At 66.9% G+C, this 17751-nt stretch carries 17 protein-coding genes; 5 read left to right on the forward strand and 12 right to left on the reverse strand.

What is annotated here, in order from left to right:
- Positions 1-19 precede the first annotated feature (19 nt).
- Complete coding sequence (locus IRT45_RS11215) at positions 20-913, reverse strand: universal stress protein (RefSeq protein ID WP_309240897.1); 894 nt, start codon at positions 911-913, stop codon at positions 20-22.
- Between the two features lie 240 nt (positions 914-1153).
- Between IRT45_RS11215 and IRT45_RS11220 the strand changes: the two genes are divergently transcribed.
- The gene (locus IRT45_RS11220) at positions 1154-2419 is read left to right on the forward strand and encodes a S9 family peptidase (RefSeq protein WP_194805791.1); all 1266 of its coding nucleotides are present in this window, start codon (positions 1154-1156) and stop codon (positions 2417-2419) included.
- A gap of 60 nt (positions 2420-2479) precedes the next feature.
- Here the strand turns inward: IRT45_RS11220 and IRT45_RS11225 are convergent, their stop codons facing one another.
- Both IRT45_RS11225 and IRT45_RS11230 read right to left on the reverse strand, forming a co-directional pair.
- A complete protein-coding gene (locus IRT45_RS11225; protein WP_194805792.1) occupies positions 2480-3277 on the reverse strand; it encodes an SDR family oxidoreductase in 798 nt (265 codons plus the stop codon).
- Positions 3278-3397: 120 nt separating this feature from the next.
- The gene (locus tag IRT45_RS11230) at positions 3398-4597 is read right to left on the reverse strand and encodes a cytochrome P450 (RefSeq protein WP_194805793.1); all 1200 of its coding nucleotides are present in this window, start codon (positions 4595-4597) and stop codon (positions 3398-3400) included.
- Between the two features lie 268 nt (positions 4598-4865).
- On the opposite strand from IRT45_RS11230, the gene IRT45_RS11235 reads away from it, so the two are divergent.
- Positions 4866-5882, forward strand: coding sequence for a hypothetical protein (locus tag IRT45_RS11235; RefSeq protein WP_194805794.1), 1017 nt, complete (start codon positions 4866-4868; stop codon positions 5880-5882).
- On the forward strand, positions 5879-6520 hold the full coding sequence (locus tag IRT45_RS37995) for a twin-arginine translocation pathway signal (RefSeq protein WP_375540087.1): 642 nt from the start codon (positions 5879-5881) through the stop codon (positions 6518-6520). The genes IRT45_RS11235 and IRT45_RS37995 overlap by 4 nt, the downstream gene beginning before the upstream one ends.
- 32 nt (positions 6521-6552) lie before the next feature.
- Here the strand turns inward: IRT45_RS37995 and IRT45_RS11245 are convergent, their stop codons facing one another.
- The 9 genes from IRT45_RS11245 to IRT45_RS11285 form a co-directional block, all read right to left on the reverse strand.
- Positions 6553-8052, reverse strand: coding sequence for an MCE family protein (locus tag IRT45_RS11245; RefSeq protein ID WP_194805815.1), 1500 nt, complete (start codon positions 8050-8052; stop codon positions 6553-6555).
- Positions 8052-9173, reverse strand: a complete 1122-nt coding sequence (locus IRT45_RS11250) for an MCE family protein (RefSeq protein WP_194805796.1) — start codon at positions 9171-9173, stop codon at positions 8052-8054. The genes IRT45_RS11245 and IRT45_RS11250 overlap by 1 nt, the downstream gene beginning before the upstream one ends.
- The gene (locus tag IRT45_RS11255) at positions 9170-10417 is read right to left on the reverse strand and encodes an MCE family protein (RefSeq protein ID WP_194805797.1); all 1248 of its coding nucleotides are present in this window, start codon (positions 10415-10417) and stop codon (positions 9170-9172) included. Before IRT45_RS11255 ends, IRT45_RS11250 begins: the two co-directional genes overlap by 4 nt.
- Positions 10414-11448 carry an MCE family protein gene (locus IRT45_RS11260; RefSeq protein ID WP_194805798.1) on the reverse strand — a complete coding sequence of 345 codons (1035 nt, stop codon included), beginning with the start codon at positions 11446-11448 and terminating at the stop codon, positions 10414-10416. Before IRT45_RS11260 ends, IRT45_RS11255 begins: the two co-directional genes overlap by 4 nt.
- Positions 11448-12470, reverse strand: coding sequence for an MCE family protein (locus IRT45_RS11265; RefSeq protein WP_194805799.1), 1023 nt, complete (start codon positions 12468-12470; stop codon positions 11448-11450). Before IRT45_RS11265 ends, IRT45_RS11260 begins: the two co-directional genes overlap by 1 nt.
- Positions 12467-13633, reverse strand: coding sequence for an MCE family protein (locus IRT45_RS11270; RefSeq protein ID WP_375540088.1), 1167 nt, complete (start codon positions 13631-13633; stop codon positions 12467-12469). Before IRT45_RS11270 ends, IRT45_RS11265 begins: the two co-directional genes overlap by 4 nt.
- Positions 13634-13643: 10 nt before the next feature.
- Positions 13644-14489: an ABC transporter permease gene (locus IRT45_RS11275; protein WP_194805800.1), complete on the reverse strand. Its 846-nt coding sequence runs from the start codon at positions 14487-14489 to the stop codon at positions 13644-13646.
- A gap of 12 nt (positions 14490-14501) precedes the next feature.
- Entirely contained in the window at positions 14502-15299 is a 798-nt protein-coding gene (locus IRT45_RS11280) for an ABC transporter permease (RefSeq protein WP_194805801.1), read from the reverse strand.
- 128 nt (positions 15300-15427) lie between these two features.
- Complete coding sequence (locus IRT45_RS11285; protein ID WP_228534152.1) at positions 15428-16414, reverse strand: DUF2804 domain-containing protein; 987 nt, start codon at positions 16412-16414, stop codon at positions 15428-15430.
- Positions 16415-16622: 208 nt separating this feature from the next.
- On the opposite strand from IRT45_RS11285, the gene IRT45_RS11290 reads away from it, so the two are divergent.
- Both IRT45_RS11290 and IRT45_RS11295 read left to right on the forward strand, forming a co-directional pair.
- Entirely contained in the window at positions 16623-17279 is a 657-nt protein-coding gene (locus tag IRT45_RS11290) for a helix-turn-helix domain-containing protein (RefSeq protein ID WP_309240899.1), read from the forward strand.
- A gap of 41 nt (positions 17280-17320) precedes the next feature.
- Positions 17321-17751 (forward strand): 3-hydroxyacyl-CoA dehydrogenase NAD-binding domain-containing protein (locus IRT45_RS11295; protein WP_228534153.1); only part of this gene is annotated, 431 nt, incomplete at its 3' end.

Here is a 17751-nt window from a genome sequence, read left to right on the forward strand (position 1 = left end):
CGGCCGCCCGGTGGGCATCTCACCGCCGGCGCACCACGATCACCGGGCATTCGGACGACTGCAACAGGGCATGACCGGTCGACCCGAGCAGCATGCCGGTGAACCCGCCCCGTCCGTGACTGCCGACCACCACCAGCTGGGAATGTTCGGATTCGGCGAGCAGCGCACGGGCCGGTCGATCGGCCCACACCACCGGCCGCACGTCGACATCCGGGTACTGTTCCCGCCATCCGGCCAGACTCTCCGAGAGCGCGGCGCGCTCGGATTCGCGCAGCGTGTCCCAGCCGGCCACCGCGACCTCGGGCAGGCTGATATCGCTCCACGTGTGCACAGCGATCAGCGGCACCTTCCGCCGCGAGGCTTCGTCGAAGGCGACCCCGATCGCGGGTTCGCTGTTCTCGGTGCCGTCGACGCCGACCACCACCGGCTTCGCCGCGGTCACCATGTCGGTCGCGGAATTACCGGGAATCACCGCGACCGGGCAGTGCGCCCGCTGCACCACCGCCGAACTCACCGATCCGAGCAGCGCCCGCCGGACGGCGCCGCGCCCGCGACTGCCGACGACCAGGCGGTGCGCCCGTTCCGAACGTTTGATCAAGGTCGGGATGATCGGGTCGAACACCAACTCGGCATTGATCTCCAGCGGCCCCTCGACCAACCCGGCAATCCGGCGCGCTTCGGCGACGATGCGCTCACCGTCCTCACGCACCCAATCCGCGCCGCCCGTCCACACTTCGGAGCCGAAACCAGTCGGCAGGGTGGCCGAGGTGATGATGTCCAGACGCCGCCCGTGCAGGACGGCGTCGACCGCGGCCCAGGCCACCGCCTGATAGGAGATTTCCGAGCCGTCGACGCCGACCACGATGGGCCGGTCGGGTTCGTCCGCGAGGTACGCCTCGGCTGATTCGGTCACAGTCGGCTCCACTTCGTTTCGGCGAGCGGTCTCCGCGCCGAGGTTACCGGGGGAAGCGGGAGGCGGCATCGGAGGCACCGAGTATCGCCACATCAGCAATCTGTCAGCGCACAGGGTTGTGATGGCGCGCGCGGACGTCGAATCGGCTGGTTGCGCGGAGGTATCGATATGCAGACAAGTTGAGCCCCAATGATTCCAGCGCGATGGCCGGGCTTCACCCGGCCTGGTTATGTTGGATTCATGTCTCGCGTGTCGACACCGACCAAGATCGCCCGCAATCGCCGGGCACGACGTGGTCGGCTGGTCGTCGCGGCATTGGTCTCGCTCGCGGCCACGACGGCCACCGCGGCGGCGGATCCCACCGGCAGCACGACCGTCCCGGAGGGTCAGGCCTTCTACGACGCCCCCGCCGAGGCGATCGCCGGACCACACGGCTCGGTGATCCGGGCCCGCAGTATCACCGGCGATCCGGGGCTGCCCGGGGCGCGGAATCTGCTCGTCCTGTACCGCTCGGTGGATCTGCAGGGGCATCCGGTGGCGGTCTCGGGAACATTGGCGGTACCCGACGGCACGCCGCCGCCGGACGGCTGGCCGCTCATCTCGTGGGCACACGGCACCACCGGTGTGGCCGATATCTGCGCGCCCTCGCGTGATACCGGCCCCGACTATCCCGCCCACGACTACACCGCACAGGTGCGCGAGGTGCAACAGCGCTGGCTCGCGGCCGGATACGCGGTGGCGCAGAGCGATTACCAGGGCCTCGGCACGCCGGGCCCGCACGGATACCTGATCGGCGCCACCGAGGCGCGGGCCGTCGCCGATATGGCACTCGCCGCGCGGGAACTCGACGCATCGATCGGCACGCGATGGGCGGCGATCGGCCACTCGCAGGGCGGCCAGGCGGCGATCTTCACCGATGCGCAGGCCCGCGCCTGGGCACCCGGACTGGACCTGCGCGCCGTGGTGGCACTCGCACCGGCATCGCAGGTGGAATTCGGCATCGGAGCGCAGCGCGTGGCGAGTACGGTCGGAGCCGGCGAGGCCCTGGCCGACACGCTCGGCAACTCGAATGCGTTCCTGCCGTTGCTGATTCGTGGTGCGCAGACCGCCGAGAATATCGATCCGGCCCGCTTCCTGACGCCGCGCGCACTGAGCCTGCTGCCCGAGGCCGACACCGGGTGCATCGGCGCCCTGCGCGCGCCGGACAGCTGGGGTGGCCTTCCCGCCGATGCCGCGTTCAGCCCACTGGGTGACGCCGCGCCTTTCCTCCGAGTACTGACCGACAACGATCCCAGCACGCTGCGCATCGACGCGCCGCTCCTGGTGTTGCAGGGCAGCGCCGACACGACGGTGCCCCCGCGGGCGACCGACGCGATGGTCGCCCGTCTGCGCCTGACCGACCAGCAGGTCACCTACCGCACCTACCCCGGCGCCGACCATCGCGGCGTCCTGCAGGCCTCGCTCCCCGACGCCCTCGCCTGGGTCGGCGAGCGCTTCACCTCATAACCGACCTGATGCGAATTCGGCTCGGCTCCAGCGCATTCGGACGCCAATCGCGCCGACGTTCTACTCCCCCGCGTACATCTCGCGCATGCTCTTGCCCATGAGGGCGACGGCCTTCTTGCGGGGCAGTATTCGCGACAGCAGCGTGCCGTTGAATCGGTTGGCCCGGCCGGGGATCACCGAGGGTTGTCTGCCGAGTGCGGCCAGGCCGGCGGCGACCACCGGGGCTACCGGCATCACCTTCGGGGAATTGCGGATCGTGCGCGGTCGGTCGGCGCGGTAGCCGGGAGTGTCGGTGGGCCCGGGCACGACCGCGACGACGTCGACGCCGTGCGGACGCCATTCGTCCCACAGCGATTCGGCCAGATTCAGTGTCAGTGCCTTGGTGCCCGCGTAGGAGGCGTACATGGGGGTGCCGAGCAGACCGGACATGGAGCTGAGCAGGATCACGCCGCCGCGGCCGCGGTCGATCATCGGCGGGACGAAGCGGTGCAGCACGGTCATCATCGTGGTCACGTTGATGTCGATCGTCTTCAGATGCCGTTCCAGCGGTGTGTCCAGCCACATACCGCAGACCGAGAGCCCGGCGTTGTAGACGACCAGGCCCAGTTCGACGTCGTCGACCAGCAGCGCTACCGATTCCAGCACCTCCGGCGCGGTGATGTCTCCGGTCACCGTCCGGGTGCGGATGCCGTAGCGGTCGGCCAGATCCGTTGCCAGCGTGTCGAGTTCGTCCTTCTCCAGCGCCACCATGACGAGGTTCAGGCCGCGCTCGGCGAGCTGACGGCAGAATTCGGCCCCCAGTCCCAGCGCGGCACCGACCACCAACGCCCACGGCCCGTACCGCTGCGGAAAGCTCATCTGCTGTCTCCTCGACTCCGATCAGAAACGCATGCGAGTCCGATCATTGCATCCAGGAGACGAACACGCCTCCGGCCAGGGCCGGCCGGCCTTCGCGATCCGCTTTGCGCGACAACGGGATCAGGTGCCGGCGGGCAGACTTTCCCAGCCACGCACCGTCGAGGTCGGCGACAGTCGCGCCTGCGACATATCGACCTCCCACTCCGGGAATCGTGTCAGGATCTCCTCGAGTGCGATGCGTCCCTCCAGCCGCGCCAGCGCCGAACCCAGGCAGAAGTGGGTGCCGACACTGAACGCCAGATGCGGCTGCGGCGCGCGCAGGATGTCGAAAACGTCTCCGTCCGGCGCGAACTGGCGATGGTCGCGGTTCGCCGCGCCGATCAGGAACATCAGCACCGACCCCTCGGGCACCTTCTGCCCGTGGTACTCGATCTCGCGGGTCACGTAGCGGCACGTGTGCGGGGCGGGCGATTCGAAGCGCAGCAGTTCCTCGATCGCCTGCGGGATCAGAGCCGGATTCTCGACCAGCAGCCGGCGCTGTTCGGGATGGTCGGCGAGCACCTTTCCGGCCCAGCCGATCAGCCGCGTCGTGGTCTCGTTCCCGGCGCCGGACACCACATTCACGTACATGAGCAGTTCGTCGCGGGTGAGGCGGCGCTCGGTGCCCGTCTCGTCGACGAATTCGACGTTGAGCAGTTCGGTCATGATGTCGTCGGAGGGATGTTCGGCGCGCCAGTCGATATAGGGGCCGAAGATGTCGCCGGACACCATGCCCTCGGAGGCGGCCTTCATCGGCTTGCCCTCCTCGGTGCGCATCTGCTCGTTGGCGAAATCGCGGATCGCCTCCTGATCCTCTTCCGGGATGCCGAGCAGCATGCCGATGGTCCGCATCGGCATCCGGGCGCCGATGTCTGCGATGAAGTCCAGGCGCCCGGTACCGACCAGCGGATCGAGACTTTCGGCGCAGAAGTCCCGGACCTTCGATTCCAGCGCCTTGATCTTGCGTGGAGTGAACATCCGCGACAGCAGTTTGCGGTGGATCGTGTGCACCGGCGGGTCCTCGAAAAGCAGGACGCCGGAGGGGATCTCGATATTCGCCTTGATGAGCTCCAGGATGGCGCCGCGGCCGGAGATGAAGGTGTCCTTGTCGATCAGGCCCGCGTTGACGTCCTCGAATCGGCTCAGCGCGTAGAAGTCGTGCTGCGCGTTGTAGTAGAGCGGCAGCTCGTCGCGCAGGCGCTGGAACATGGGATAGGGATCGGCGTTGAGTTCGACGTCGTACGGGTCGTAGTGGACGTCGCTGGCCGCGCTGATGGTCACTGGTTCACCCCTTGCGGAAATCTCCGGAATGCGGCTCGGCCGCGGACAGGCACAGGGGCAGGCGCCGCCGACCTCGCGTCATGGCGCCTCCCGCCACCATGAGAGAAGGATATTCTCTAGAATTGACAATGACAATCCCTGAGGTCACATGCAAATCCCGCAATAACTACAGCCTTCATCCGTCAACGCAGGTAGAGTACAGTTCTCGTTGCGCGAAAATATTGTTCTCGCCGATCTGCCCGGCGCCGCCCGACGAACGGAGCACGCAGTGACGTCCGGAAAACACCCCACGCCGCCGGATACCGGGGACATCACCGATCGTGATCTGCTGCTGGCCGCAGCGGTTGCCGAGGCGGAGGCCGAAGCCGCGGAGGCGGTGGCGGCCGCTGCCCGCGCCCGAGCCCGCGCGGCCACCCTGCGCCGCCGCGCCGGGGCCGCCGCACAGTCGAGCGAACCCTCGTACGCGAACGACACGCCGGCCAGCGATGCCCCTACGCCCGGCACAAAAGACAACATTGCCGCTCCAGGTCGGGACGTCGCGTCGACCCGGCAGCCCGCCCCGAGTGCCGAGCGAAAGCTGGCCGATGAAGCCTCCGCCCCGGAAAGGTCTGCGGTCCAATCGCTTTCCCGACAACCGCCCTCGAGGGGTGGTGACGCGGCTACCGATGCCGCCCCCGGATCCGACGCCGACGCGGAGCCCGACGCCGACGCAAAGGCTGATTCTGGCGTAGAGGCAGATTCCGACGCGAAGACCGAGAAGAGCCGTCGCCGCATACGACCGCGACTGGGCGGCGTTCGGCGTATCCGGCGGCGCACGGCGGGCGTGGCGGTCGCGGCAGTCGTCTTGTGCGCCGGCTTGGGCAGCAGCGGATACATGATGTGGCGCCATCACGAGGTGACCGCGAAACAGCATCGCGAGGCGGAGTTCGTGGCGGCGGCGCGGCAGGGCGTGACCACGCTGACCTCACTGGATTTCAATCATGCCGCCGACGACGTGAAGCGCGTGCTCGACGATTCCACGGGTAGTTTCCGCAACGATTTCCAGTCGCGCGCCGACGATTTCGCCAAGGTGATCCAGCAGTCCAAAGTCGCCACCCAGGGCAGGGTCAACGCCGCCGCGGTGCAGTCGATGACCGACGACTCCGCCGTGGTCCTCGTCGCGGCGACCTCGGAGGTCACCAATTCCGCGGGCGCCAAACAGGAACCGCGCGCCTGGCGGTTGAGCGTCACCGTGGAGCGCGTCGACGGCCGACTCAAGATGTCGAAAGTGGAGTTCGTCCCATGAGCACAGCATCCGATTCCGGGCCCCGGAGCGCCGCGGTCGCAGACACCGGTGCCGACGGCGTCGACGCCGAAAAACCTTCTCCCCCTGCGCCTTCCGAAACTCCGCCGCAAAAATCTATGCGCACGCACGCAGCGCTGTCATGGATACGCACCCACCGTGCCGGCGTGGGGACGGGACTGCTCGGCGGGCTCGCGGTGGCCTCCGTGGTCGCCGCGACCAGCCTGTATTTCACGCAGTACCGCCCCGACCGGCAGACCGACGACGCTGCCCAACGGGCGGCCACGGCGGCCGCCACCAACGGCTCGGTCGCCATTCTCTCCTACGCCCCCGATACCCTGGACCACGATCTCACCACCGCGAAATCCTTCCTGACCGGAGATTTCCTCACCTACTACGGGCAGTTCACCCAGCAGGTGGTGGCGCCGGCCGCGAAGCAGAAGTCGGTGAAAACCGCCGCGGCGGTGGTTCGTTCGGCGGTCGAGCAGATCCATCCGGATTCGGCCGCGGTGCTGGTGTTCATCAACCAGACCACCACCACCTCCGACAAACCCGATCCGTCGATGACCTCGAGCAGCGTCAAGGTGTCGCTGGCACACGTCGACGGGAAGTGGTTGATCTCCTCGTTCGATCCGGTCTGATCGGCAGCGCACGCGACATCAGCGCCTCGATATCAGTGCGCCACCATATCTTTCCAGCTCGCCGGCCGGGCGCCGACCAGATCATCCTGCCGATACATCCTTCCGTCCGGCGCCAGATAGTTCCCGGTGTGCGGGTCGTAGTGCGCGAAACCCACCGACGGTTCGGTCCCGGTGCGCGATGCCGCGGGCGCGTTCAGTCCGGGAATCCTGGGAAGCTCGATCTGCGGTAGCTGCGGCAACGGCGCCGCCGGCGCCGGGGCGGGGGGATTCCAGCGCGAATCCGGCGGGATGCCTTGCGATTCCAGATTCGGATCGCGCGGATACGGCCCCACCACCGGCTGATCCGGCGCCACCGGTTCGTACTCCTGGTCGCTGTTGCAGATCTCCGCCGTCGGCGCCCGCTTCCCCGGTTTGCCGGCACACGGGAAGTTGCGCGCACCGCGGACCGCGACGGGCGAATCCTGCGGCAGCTTGCAATACAGCCCGTCCGGGGTGTCGATCGTGGTGGTGTCCGAGGGCGGTCGCCATGCCGACGGCGGCAGGAAGCCGACCGTACAGGCCGGCGGATCCGAGATCCCGCTGATGCGGAAGTCGCCGGGCCCCAACCCCTGTGCGTTCTTGGTGGGTTGCACCGCCTGCACGATCGAGACCTCGGGCGGCAGCAACACCAGCACCTGTTCCAGCCCGGCGTGATAGGTCACGCCCAGCTGCGCGACCGAGGTCAGATTCGACAACAGCACCGGCAGCGTGAGTTTCACCGAATCCAGTAGTTTCGTCGCCTCCTGAACCGCACCGGGCCCGGTGTTCAGCAGCGTCCGCACCTGCTCGTCGTCGGTGGCGATCTGTCCCGACACCCCGGCCAGGCCGCGCGCCCAGATCCGGATCGCATCGGCCGAGCGGTCCTGCGAGTCCATCAGCGGCTCGGCCTTCGCCAGCAGGTCACGGGTGGTGTCGCCGGTCCGGTTCGCATCGGCGGCCACGGTCGCGGCCGAATTCAGCAGCGACTGCAGGTCGTAGCGCGCGCCGTTCACACCGGTGAACACCTCGTCGAGCATGTCGTGCAGCCTGTCTTTCGGAATGCTGCCGACGAGACTGTCGAGTTCGTCGAGCATCGGTCCCACCGGCTGCGGAACGGTGCTGTCACGCACGTCGATCACGGATCCGTCGTGCAGATACGGCGGCGCGTCGGTGCGCGGTTGCAAGTCGACGTACTGCTCACCCACCGCCGACACACTGCGCACCTGCGCGCGCAATTCGGCGGGAATCTTGTGCCCGCCGTCGATCGACAGGGTCGCCAACACCCCGTCGTCGGTCAGATCGACGGAGGTGACCTTGCCGATCTGGACCCCGCGATAGGTGACGTTGCCGAATCGGTACAGCCCGCCGGAGGTCGGGAGTTCCAGCGTCACCTTCATGGTGCCGATGCCGGCGAGGGTCGGCAGCCGCATGTACTGCACGGCCATCGACACCATGCCGATCACGGCCAGGATCGAGAAGATCACCAGCTGCGCTCGGACGAATCGGGTGAGAATCATCGGCCGCCTCCGTTCGGATCGGGCGGGTTCACCGGTGCACCCAGCGGGTCGTTGGTCTGCTTGCCGTAGCCGGGGTCGCCGACCATGGCCTGCAGCACGGCATTCGGATCTCCCAGTGGCGTGCCGAGCAGCAGTTCGCGCCGCAACCGCGGCACGGTGAGGTCGATGGTGGCGAACAGATTGACGTAGTCGCCGCGGATACCGTGGTCGATGCCGTACTGCCCGTACGGGAACACGGTGAGGAAGGCGACCGCGCCGTCGATCTTCGACCCCACGTCGGCCAATTCCCGCAGGGTCGGTTCGAGGTTGTGCAGATTCGTCAGCAGATCCGCCTGCACCTGCGAGATCACCCCGGTCGCGGTGTCGCTGAACGTGCGCAGTTTGTCCAGTGCGGTGGTGATGGTGGGCCGCTCGGTGAGCAGCACCTGGAGCGCGGGCCCGATCTGACGCAACGTGTCGCTGACCGTATCCCGTTGCTGGGCGAAGGTTTCCGCCATCCGGTTCAACCCCGTCAGCGTGGCGAGCAGATTGTCGCGCTGCTGATCCAGCACGGTCATGAACGCGTCCAAGCGCGGAATCAGGTCGTGGATGGCGCCCTCGCGACCGGAGAACGCGGCGTCGAGATTATGGATGATGTCGTTGATCTGGCCCATCCCGCCGCCGTTGAGCACCACCGACAGCGACGCGAGGGTCTGTTCGGTCGACGGATAGGTCGAGGTCCGATTCAGCGGCACGGTCGCCCCGGGTTGCAGGCGCCCGCTCGGCGCCTGTCCGGCCGGCGGATTCAACGCCAGATGGGTCGAGCCGAGCAGACTGGTCTGGCCGATGGTCGCCGCCACATTCGCGGGCACGACCACATCCGGTTTCACCGAGACGTCCACGACGGCGTGCCAGCCGCGCACGGTGATCGACCCGACGCTGCCCACCACCACGTCGTCGATCATGACCGGCGAATTCGACACCAGCGTACCGATATTCGCCATTTCGACGTGGTAGATCGCGGCGTCGGCACCGCGTCCGGGGGCACCGGGCAACGGCAGCGAATCCACTCCGCGCCAGCCACATCCGGTGACGGTGACCAGTGCGCACGCGCACAGAACCAACAGCCGCGCGATCATGACGGTGGCCTCCCCCAGGGCTGGAGCAGTTCGGTGACCGACGTCGGCGCCGGCGGGCCGGGTTGCTGTCCCACGATCTTCGGCACCAGATCGGGTTCGCTGTAGATCACGTTGTTCGGATCCGGTGCCGGCCCGGTCGCCGGGCTCACCGGGAACGGCAGATAGTTGAAGCTGAGCAGGGGCAGGATCGGGCCCAGATACTGGCGGCACTTCTCCCCCGATTCCGCGGCCGTGGCGTTCTCGATACTGGCCACACCGGCGCAGATGAACTGCATCGGGTTGGAGAAGTTGTTGAGTTCGAAAACCCCTGCCTCCGTGCCGGTGTCGGGGTTGTAGATGTGATAGAAGTTGGCGATGCTGTTCGGCGCGATATGCAGCAGATTCTCCAGATCCGCGCGATGATCCACCAGATTCTGGGTCACGTTCGCCAGCCGCTGCACCTGTTCGCCGGCCTTCGCGCGGTTCTCGGAGACGAAGCGCTGGACCTCACCCACCGCGACCGACAGTTCGCGCACCGCGGCGTCCAGATCGGATGTGCTGTCGTCGACCACACTGGACAGCGTCGCGAGCCGATTCTCGAACTGGACGATCTCGGTACCGCTGCCCTTCAACGCGTCCACGAAGGTCTGCAGATTCTGCAGGATGTCGACGATATCGCCGCTGCCGTCGGCGAGGATGCGCCCCACCGCGGACAGCTGAGCCAGCATCTGCCGCAACTTCTCCCCGTTGCCGTCGCTCAGCGCGGCGGCGGTGCTGTCGACGAACCGGCCCATCGAACTGCCGGCCGCGTCACCGTTGGGTCCCAAACCCGTTGCCAGCTTGGTCAATTGCGTCTTGATCTCGTCCCATTCCACCGGCACCGCGGTGCGTGCGACCGGGATCACCGCACCGTCGGCGAGCGTCGGGCCGCTGGTCCGATACGCGGGCGTCAACTGGACGTAGCGGGCCGCGACCAGGCTCTGCGCCACGATCACCGCCCGCGCGTCGGCGGGTACGCGGATATCACGGTCGACGGCGAGCACCATCTCGGTGGTCGTCCCTCGCGGGGTGATCGATCGGATATGCCCCACCTTCACCCCGGCGACACGCACGTCGTCGCCGGGATAGATGGCGGTCGCGGTGGTGAATATCGCCGTGAAGTGTTTGGGCCCGAACAGTTCTCGATAGCCGATCACGCCCCCGGTCATCACGACCGCGACGATCACCACGGCACCGACGATCCGGACGATCCATCTCGTACTCATCGCGGCGGCTCCGGATGCGGTAGCGGGAACTGGGCCGGGGGGTTCATACCGAACGCCCGGTCGATGAAGGGCTGAATATCCTGGCCGTCGATGAGATTGGCGACGTAGGCGTTGTAGAAGCGGCCGCCGGAGACGGCCTCACCCTGTGTCAGTGCGACTTTCGCGTATCCGGGTATGGCCTTGCCGATATTGTCGCGATTCTTCTCGAGCATCGCGGCGATCGAGTTCAGCCGGTCCAGCGTCGGGCCGAGCACGGCTTCGTTGTCGGCGACCAGGCCCGATAGTTGCTTCGCCACCGCCGAGGTGTTGGCGAGCAAATCGACGATTTCCTGCCGGCGTTGCGCGAGCACGTCGACCAGCGCATTCGCGTTGAGGATCAGCGTATTCACCTGCTGACCGCGCTGGGCGAGCACCGAGGTGACCGTACCCGCGCCGGCCAGCAACTGCCGCAGCGATTCGTTGCGGCTGTTGATCGTCTTCGACAACTGGGTGAGCCCGTCGAATGCCGGGCCCACCTGCGGTGCGATGTGGTTCAACGTCGAGGACAGCATGTCGAGGGAGCGGTTGAGCGAATCGATGTCGATCGCCGAGGTCTTGGTGCTCAGATCGCCGACGGCGTCGGTCAGCGAATACGGCGAGGAGGTCCGGGACGACGGAATGGTGTCGAGGGAGCGCATCCGGCCGGATCCCGCGGAGACGACGGTGAGATCGCGCTTGCCCAGCAACGAACTGGTCTTGATATGGGCCGAACTGTCGACGCCGAGCCGGATGGTCGAGTTCACCGAGAACACCACCAGCGCATCCCCGTTGTGCAGCACCACCTTCTGCACCGTGCCGACCCGCACGCCCGAGACGATCACGTCGTCGCCGACCGCGAGCCCGGCCGCCTCGCCGAACAGCGCCTGGTAACGCACGGTGGTGCCCCATGCCATGAACTTCTGCGACTGCAGGCCGATCAGGATGACGCACACCATCATCACGATCCCGACCAGTCCGGGGCGTAACAGATGAGCGCCGCGGTAATGCAGCATTACGGTGCACACCTCCCCGTCTCGGTTTTGATCCAGGGCAGCTGGACCACCTGCCCGGACTGATCGCTGACCCGAATGGTCAACGCGCACACGAAGTATTGGATGAAGTTGCCATAGGAACCGGTTCGCACCATCTTCCGGAAGTTCTCCGGCGCCCGCTGCAACGCGTAGTCGACCTTGTCCTTGCCGTCGTCCACGGCCGGAGCCAGCCGCGCGAGCTGGTCCACGGTGTCGGCCAAGGGAGCCCGGCTCTGCGTGAGCAGGTCGGCGACCGACGCGGTTCCGCGGTCGAGCGCGTCGATCGCGGAACCGATCGGATCGCGGTCCTGCGACAGCTGGGTCACCAGTTGCTCGAGGCGGTCGATGGCGTCGGAGAACTTGGTGCCGTTGCTCGCGAGAGTCTCCATGACCTGGTTCAGGTTGTCGATCACCTTGCCCACCACATCGCTGGTGTCGGCGAGCCGGGAGGTGAAGGAGGCGGTCTTGGTCAGCAGCGAATCGACCGTGCCCTCCTGGCCCTGCACGATCTGCACCAGCGACCAGGTGAGCGAGTTGACCTCCTGGGCGTTCAGGCCCTGCAGCACCGGTTTGAGGCCGCCGAGCAGGAGGTCGAGATCCAGTGCGGGCGTGGTCCGTTCGAGCGGAATACGCGCCCCGGGTCGCAGGGTCGCGGTCGATCCCGGGCCGTCGGTCAATTCCAGATAGCGGTCGCCGACCAGATTCAGAAAGCGGATGGCGGCCTTGGTGCCTCCGGTGAGCACGATGTCGCGGTCGGCGTCGAAGGTCACCACCACCCGCTGATCCGGACGCAGCGTCACCCCCTGCACCCGTCCCACCTCGACACCGGCCACCCGCACACTGTCTCCGGAACGCAGTCCCGACGAGTCGGTGAATTCCGCCGAATAGCCGTTGGTGGAACCGGTGCGGTACTGGCCGAAGACCAGGACCAGGAATCCGGAGAGAACCACCATCACCAGCGCGAAGGCGCCGAATTTCAGCAGCGGTGTATCCCGTTGTCTCATCGCGGACCTCCGGCGGTGGGATCGACGGCGCCGAACAGCACGCTCTGCAGCAGATCCGGATTCACGCGCAGGGTGCGGTTGGTATTCGGGAACGGCACGGCGCCGTCGTCGACCACCACGAACTTGGGCTTGCCGTTGTAGGGCACCGGCAGCACCGAACACTGCGGACCACCGGACGCCGCGACCTTCGGCAGATCACGCGGATACCGATACGGTTCCGCGCCCCACAGGAAGTTGACCGTCAGGCCCATACCCGGAACCTGCACCGGTTTCACATTGTCCATATAGTCCAGGCCCTCGATCGAACACTTCAGCGCGGGTGCGTATTCGGCGGCCAGATCGGTGGTGGGCACCAGCAGGTGCAGCATCGAGGCCAGCGGCGCGCCGTTGTCGCCGAGCACCTGATTGCCGACATCGGCCAGGCCGATCGCATTGACCAGCAGCGCGTCGAGATTCGCCTGCTCATCCACCACAGTCCGGCTGATCGTGGTGGCATTGTGCGCGGTGGACAGCAGATCCGGCGCGGCGTCGCCGTAGGAAGCGGCCACATTCGGTCCGGCGGCGATCTCGCGGCTCAGGGCGGGCAGGGCCGGCTGGATCTTCGCCAGGAACGAGTCGAGATCGGTGAGCATCTGCCCGACCTGCTCGCCGCGGCCGTTGGTCGCACCCGCGATCGCCCCCAGCGTCTCGTTCAACTTCTCCGGTTCGATCTGCCCCAGCACCGCGGTCAATCGCTCGAAGATGGTGTTGATCTCGACCGTCACATGTCCGGAGTCGAAGATCTGGCCGGCGTGGATCGAGGTCGCGGATTTCTCTGCGGGCGGCAGGAATTCGACGAATTTGGCGCCGAACACCGTGGTGGAGGCGATATCCACGGTCACATTCGACGGGATCCGTCGCACCTGGTCGGCGTCGATGGCCAGCTGGATCGCGGCGAGTCCGTCGGGCCGCTCGTCCACCACGGCCACCCTGCCCACGGTCACCCCGCGCATCTTCACCTTCGCGTCGGGATACATGACCAGGCCCGCGCGCGGCGACAGGACGGTGACTCGCACGGTATCGGCGAATCCGCCGCGGAACATGACCACCGCCAGGGCGACCACCCCGGCGATCGCGGCGATCGACAGCAGTCCCACTATCGGACGTAAAATCTTGCGCACCAAGGCTTCTCCCCTAGCCCGACAGGTTGAAGTTGCCGTTGGAGCCGTAGATGGCCAGTGAGACCAGCAGGGTGACCGAGACGACCGCGATCAGCGAGGTCCGCACCGCGTTGCCGACCGCGATACCCACGCCGGACGGCCCACCGGCGGCGAAGAACCCGAAATAGCTGTGTATCAACAGAATCGTCAGCGCCATGAGGATCGCCTGCACGAACGACCACACCAGATCGAGCGGGTTGAGAAAGGTGGTGAAGTAGTGGTCGTACAGCCCCGAGGACTGGCCGAGCAGGAAGACGGTGGTGACCCGGCTGGCGAGGAAGGACGCCACCACCGCCAGTGAGTACAGCGGGGTGATCGCGATCATTCCGGCCACGATGCGGGTACCCACCAGATAGGCGATCGGTTCGATGGCAATGGATTCCAGCGCGTCGATCTCCTCGTTGATCCGCATGGCACCCAACTGCGCGGTGGCTCCCGCGCCGAACGTCGCCGCCAGTCCGATGCCGGCCACCACCGGCGCCGAGATGCGCACATTGATGAATGCCGACAGAAATCCGGTCAACGCCTCGATCCCGATATTGCCCAGCGAGCTGTAACCCTGCACGGCCAGGGTGCCTCCGGTGGCCAGGGTGAGGAATCCGACGATCACCACGGTTCCGCCGAAAACGGCCAATGTGCCCGAGCCCATGCTGAATTCGGCGATGAGCCGGATGGTCTCCTTCTTGTAGCGCCAGGCGGCGACCGGAGCGCCGAACAGCGCCCGCACATAGAAGAGGGTGTGATCGCCGATGTTGCCGAGGCTTTTCACCGGCCGGCGTGCCCGCCGCACGGCACGCGGATATCTCGCTTCCAGTACCACAGCCGTTCCCCCTCATCTGGCCGTCATCTGGATGCCGATCGCGGTCACGACGACATTGATCACGAACAGCGCCATGAAGGCGTAGACCACGGTTTCGTTCACCGCGTTGCCCACGGCTTTGGCGCCACCGGAGACGATCAGCCCGCGATAACACGCGATGAGGCCGGCGACGAGGCCGAACAGCAGCGCTTTGACCGCCGAGATCACGACTTCGTTCAGCCCGGTCAGCAAGGTGATGCCGTTGGCGAAGGCACCGGGGTTGACGTTCTGCACATAGACCGAGAAGACGTAACCACCGGCGATACCGATGATGCAGACCAGACTGTTCAGCAGCAGCGCCACCAGTCCCGAAGCGAGCATGCGTGGGGTGACGAGTCGCTGTACCGGATTGATGCCGAGGACCTCCATGGCGTCGATCTCCTCGCGGATGGTCCGCGAGCCCAGATCCGCGCACATCGCGGTGGCGCCGGATCCGGCGACGATCAGCACGGTCACCATGGGACCCACCTGGGTGACCGCGCCGAATGCCGCGCCCGCGCCGCTGAGATCGGCCGCACCCAGCTCGCGCAGCAGAATGTTGAGGGTGAAGCTCACCAGCACGGTGAACGGAATCGCCACGAGCAGGGTCGGAATCAGCGACACCCGTGCCACGAACCAGGATTGCTCCAGGAATTCGCGGGTTTGGAAGGGCCGGCGGAAGGCGAATTTCACCGCATCGGCCGACATGGCGAACAACCCGCCGACGGTCTGCAGCCCGCCCGCCGAACGGCGGGACATACTCCGGGACCACCCCGGCAGAGTTATCGCCATGCCGCCACCTCCCGGAGCCCCGCTGCGTCGCGACAACTTCGCTCGCGGAAATCGCATTCTCGGTTTCGATAATGCTACATCCGCGAGACAAGAACGCAATAGCTATTGCGAGTAGGTAGCGTTTCGGATCACCAGCGGTTACGCGCCTCTTCCGCCCAGCCGGTGAGGCCGTCGAACTCCACCCAGTCCCCCTCGTCGGTGCGGGCGCGCCCGGTGAAGTGCCCGAAGCACTGATGAGTGTCGTTGGCCAGCACACCCAGCGCGGTCCGGGATTCGCGCACATGGAAGGGAGTGAACTCCACCGCGACACGTGGACCACGAATCTGCCACGGCCGCAACCAATCCCGGCGGTCGTACACCCATTCCAGCTCGTCACCGATCTTGTGCAGCCGGCCATGCACGAACAGCGCGTTCTCGGTCGAACCGGTGCCGTCGGTCCACTTGCCGCCGAGCTGGATCGCCGTCTCCGGGCCGCAGCCGGCAGCCCAGTTCCACGCGATCGAGTACGGCCACTTCCCGCGTCCGTGATCGAGGACGGCGAACCCGTCGGCGACCACGTAGGCGACGCCGTCCACGGTGAGGGTGCCCGACACCGGACGGCCGAGATCCTTGACCGTGTACTGGAAACGCTTCGCACTCCACGGCACCACGACCGCCAGCGATTCGTGTCCCGCCGGCAGCCCGGCCGTCAGATCGATGTCGATGCGCGGGGTGGCGGCGTGAATCCTGGTGCCGGCCGGATCGTTTCGCAATTCGATCACCAGATCGCCGCCATATCCGGTCGCGGTGGCGACACCGCTGCGATCGGGAAGGTACACACCGCGGGCGAACGGCGTCACCACATCCTTGACGATCTCGGTGCCGTTCGCCCGGTCGAGCAGGTAGATCCCCTGCAGCCCGGCGTAATCCAGCGACGTCAGCACGATTCCGATGATGTGATCGGGAGTGACGATGCCCCAGTACTCCCATCGCTTGGTGCGACCCCAGCCGCGCAGATTCGCCCGATGCAGCGGCCGACGCGTCCAGCCCACCGCGTCGGAATTCAGCCGGCCCCGCGGCGTGCACAGATCGACGCTCGCGGTGATCTCACGCTCCGTGGTCACCCATTCGGCCATCGTGGCCCTCCTTCGCTGCCGCGGTCGCCGCGACCGCGGTCGATCCATTGTCGCGGCCGGGCCGGTCGTCACGAACGGGCCACGCCTGCGGCGAGGCCATCACCGGCGGGCATGTCCGAGGTCATGCTGGACGTGTTGCGCTGCCGGTAGCTCCGAGTATGCTCATTAATGAGCGCACTCATTAATGCAGGCCGATGGGAGGTGTCGAGTGACGGACACCCAGCAGAACCAGCAGGTCGGGCGGCGGGTCCGCAATATGCGTGCGAAGCAGAGCCGGATCTTCGAGGTGGCGGCGCAGTTGTTTGCCGAACGCGGGTTCGCCGCGGTCACCACCCAGCAGATCTCCGATCGGGCCGATATCGCCGCGGGCACCCTCTTCCGCTACGCCTCGTCCAAGGGGCAGTTGCTGCTCATGGTCTACAACGAGGACTTCCGGTCGGCACTCGAGACGGGCGCTCGCCGCGCCCGCGCCATCGCCGATCCGGTCGGCGCGATCACGGCACTGCTGCGGCCGATTCTGCTCGTGGCCGCGCGCAATACCGAGAACACCATCGCCTACCAGCGCGAATTGCTGTTCGGGCCACCGGAGGAGACGTATCGGGAACAGGGCCTGGCGCTGGTGGCGCAGCTCGAGTCGGTGCTCGCCGAGATCCTGCTGACCGCGGTCGCGGACTCCGGCGGGCCCACGGCCGCCCAGCGGGAAGCGGCGCGCGTGGCGGGCCGCAGTCTCTTCGCGGTCCTGCACATGGCGCTGGTGCGCCCGTCCACCGGCGTGCATCCCCACCATGATCCGATCGCCGATCTGCACGCCCAGATCGCTCAACTCGTCGCCGGTTTCCGCAGCGCCGCGGTCTCCGGCATCTGAAAAACACCAGCGCGGGCCACGGTCCGCAGAACGGAGTCGACATGTCCGCGACGATTCGCAAGGTGAGCGTCCTCGGGACCGGAGTCCTGGGATCCCAGATCGCCTTCCAGACCGCCTTCCACGGTTTCGAGGTGACCGCCTACGACATCGACGACGAGGCGCTGACCGCCGCGCACGAGCGCTTCGACAAACTCGCGGCCACCTACCGTGAGCAGGTGCAGGGCGCGGGCGACGGCAAGGCCGAGACCATCGCGGCGGGCATCACGCTCACCAGCGATCTCGCCGAGGCCGCCCGGGACGCGGATCTGATCATCGAGGCGGTGCCGGAGGTGCTGTCGATCAAGCAGGACACCTATCGCCGGCTCGGCGAACTCGCGCCCGAGCGCACCATCTTCGCCACCAACTCCTCGACGCTGCTGCCCAGCGATATGAAGGACGCCACCGGCCGCCCGGACCGCTTCCTGGCCCTGCA

It is taken from the genome of Nocardia sp. BSTN01, assembly GCF_015354405.1.
In the GTDB taxonomy this organism is placed as follows: Bacteria; Actinomycetota; Actinomycetes; order Mycobacteriales; family Mycobacteriaceae; genus Nocardia.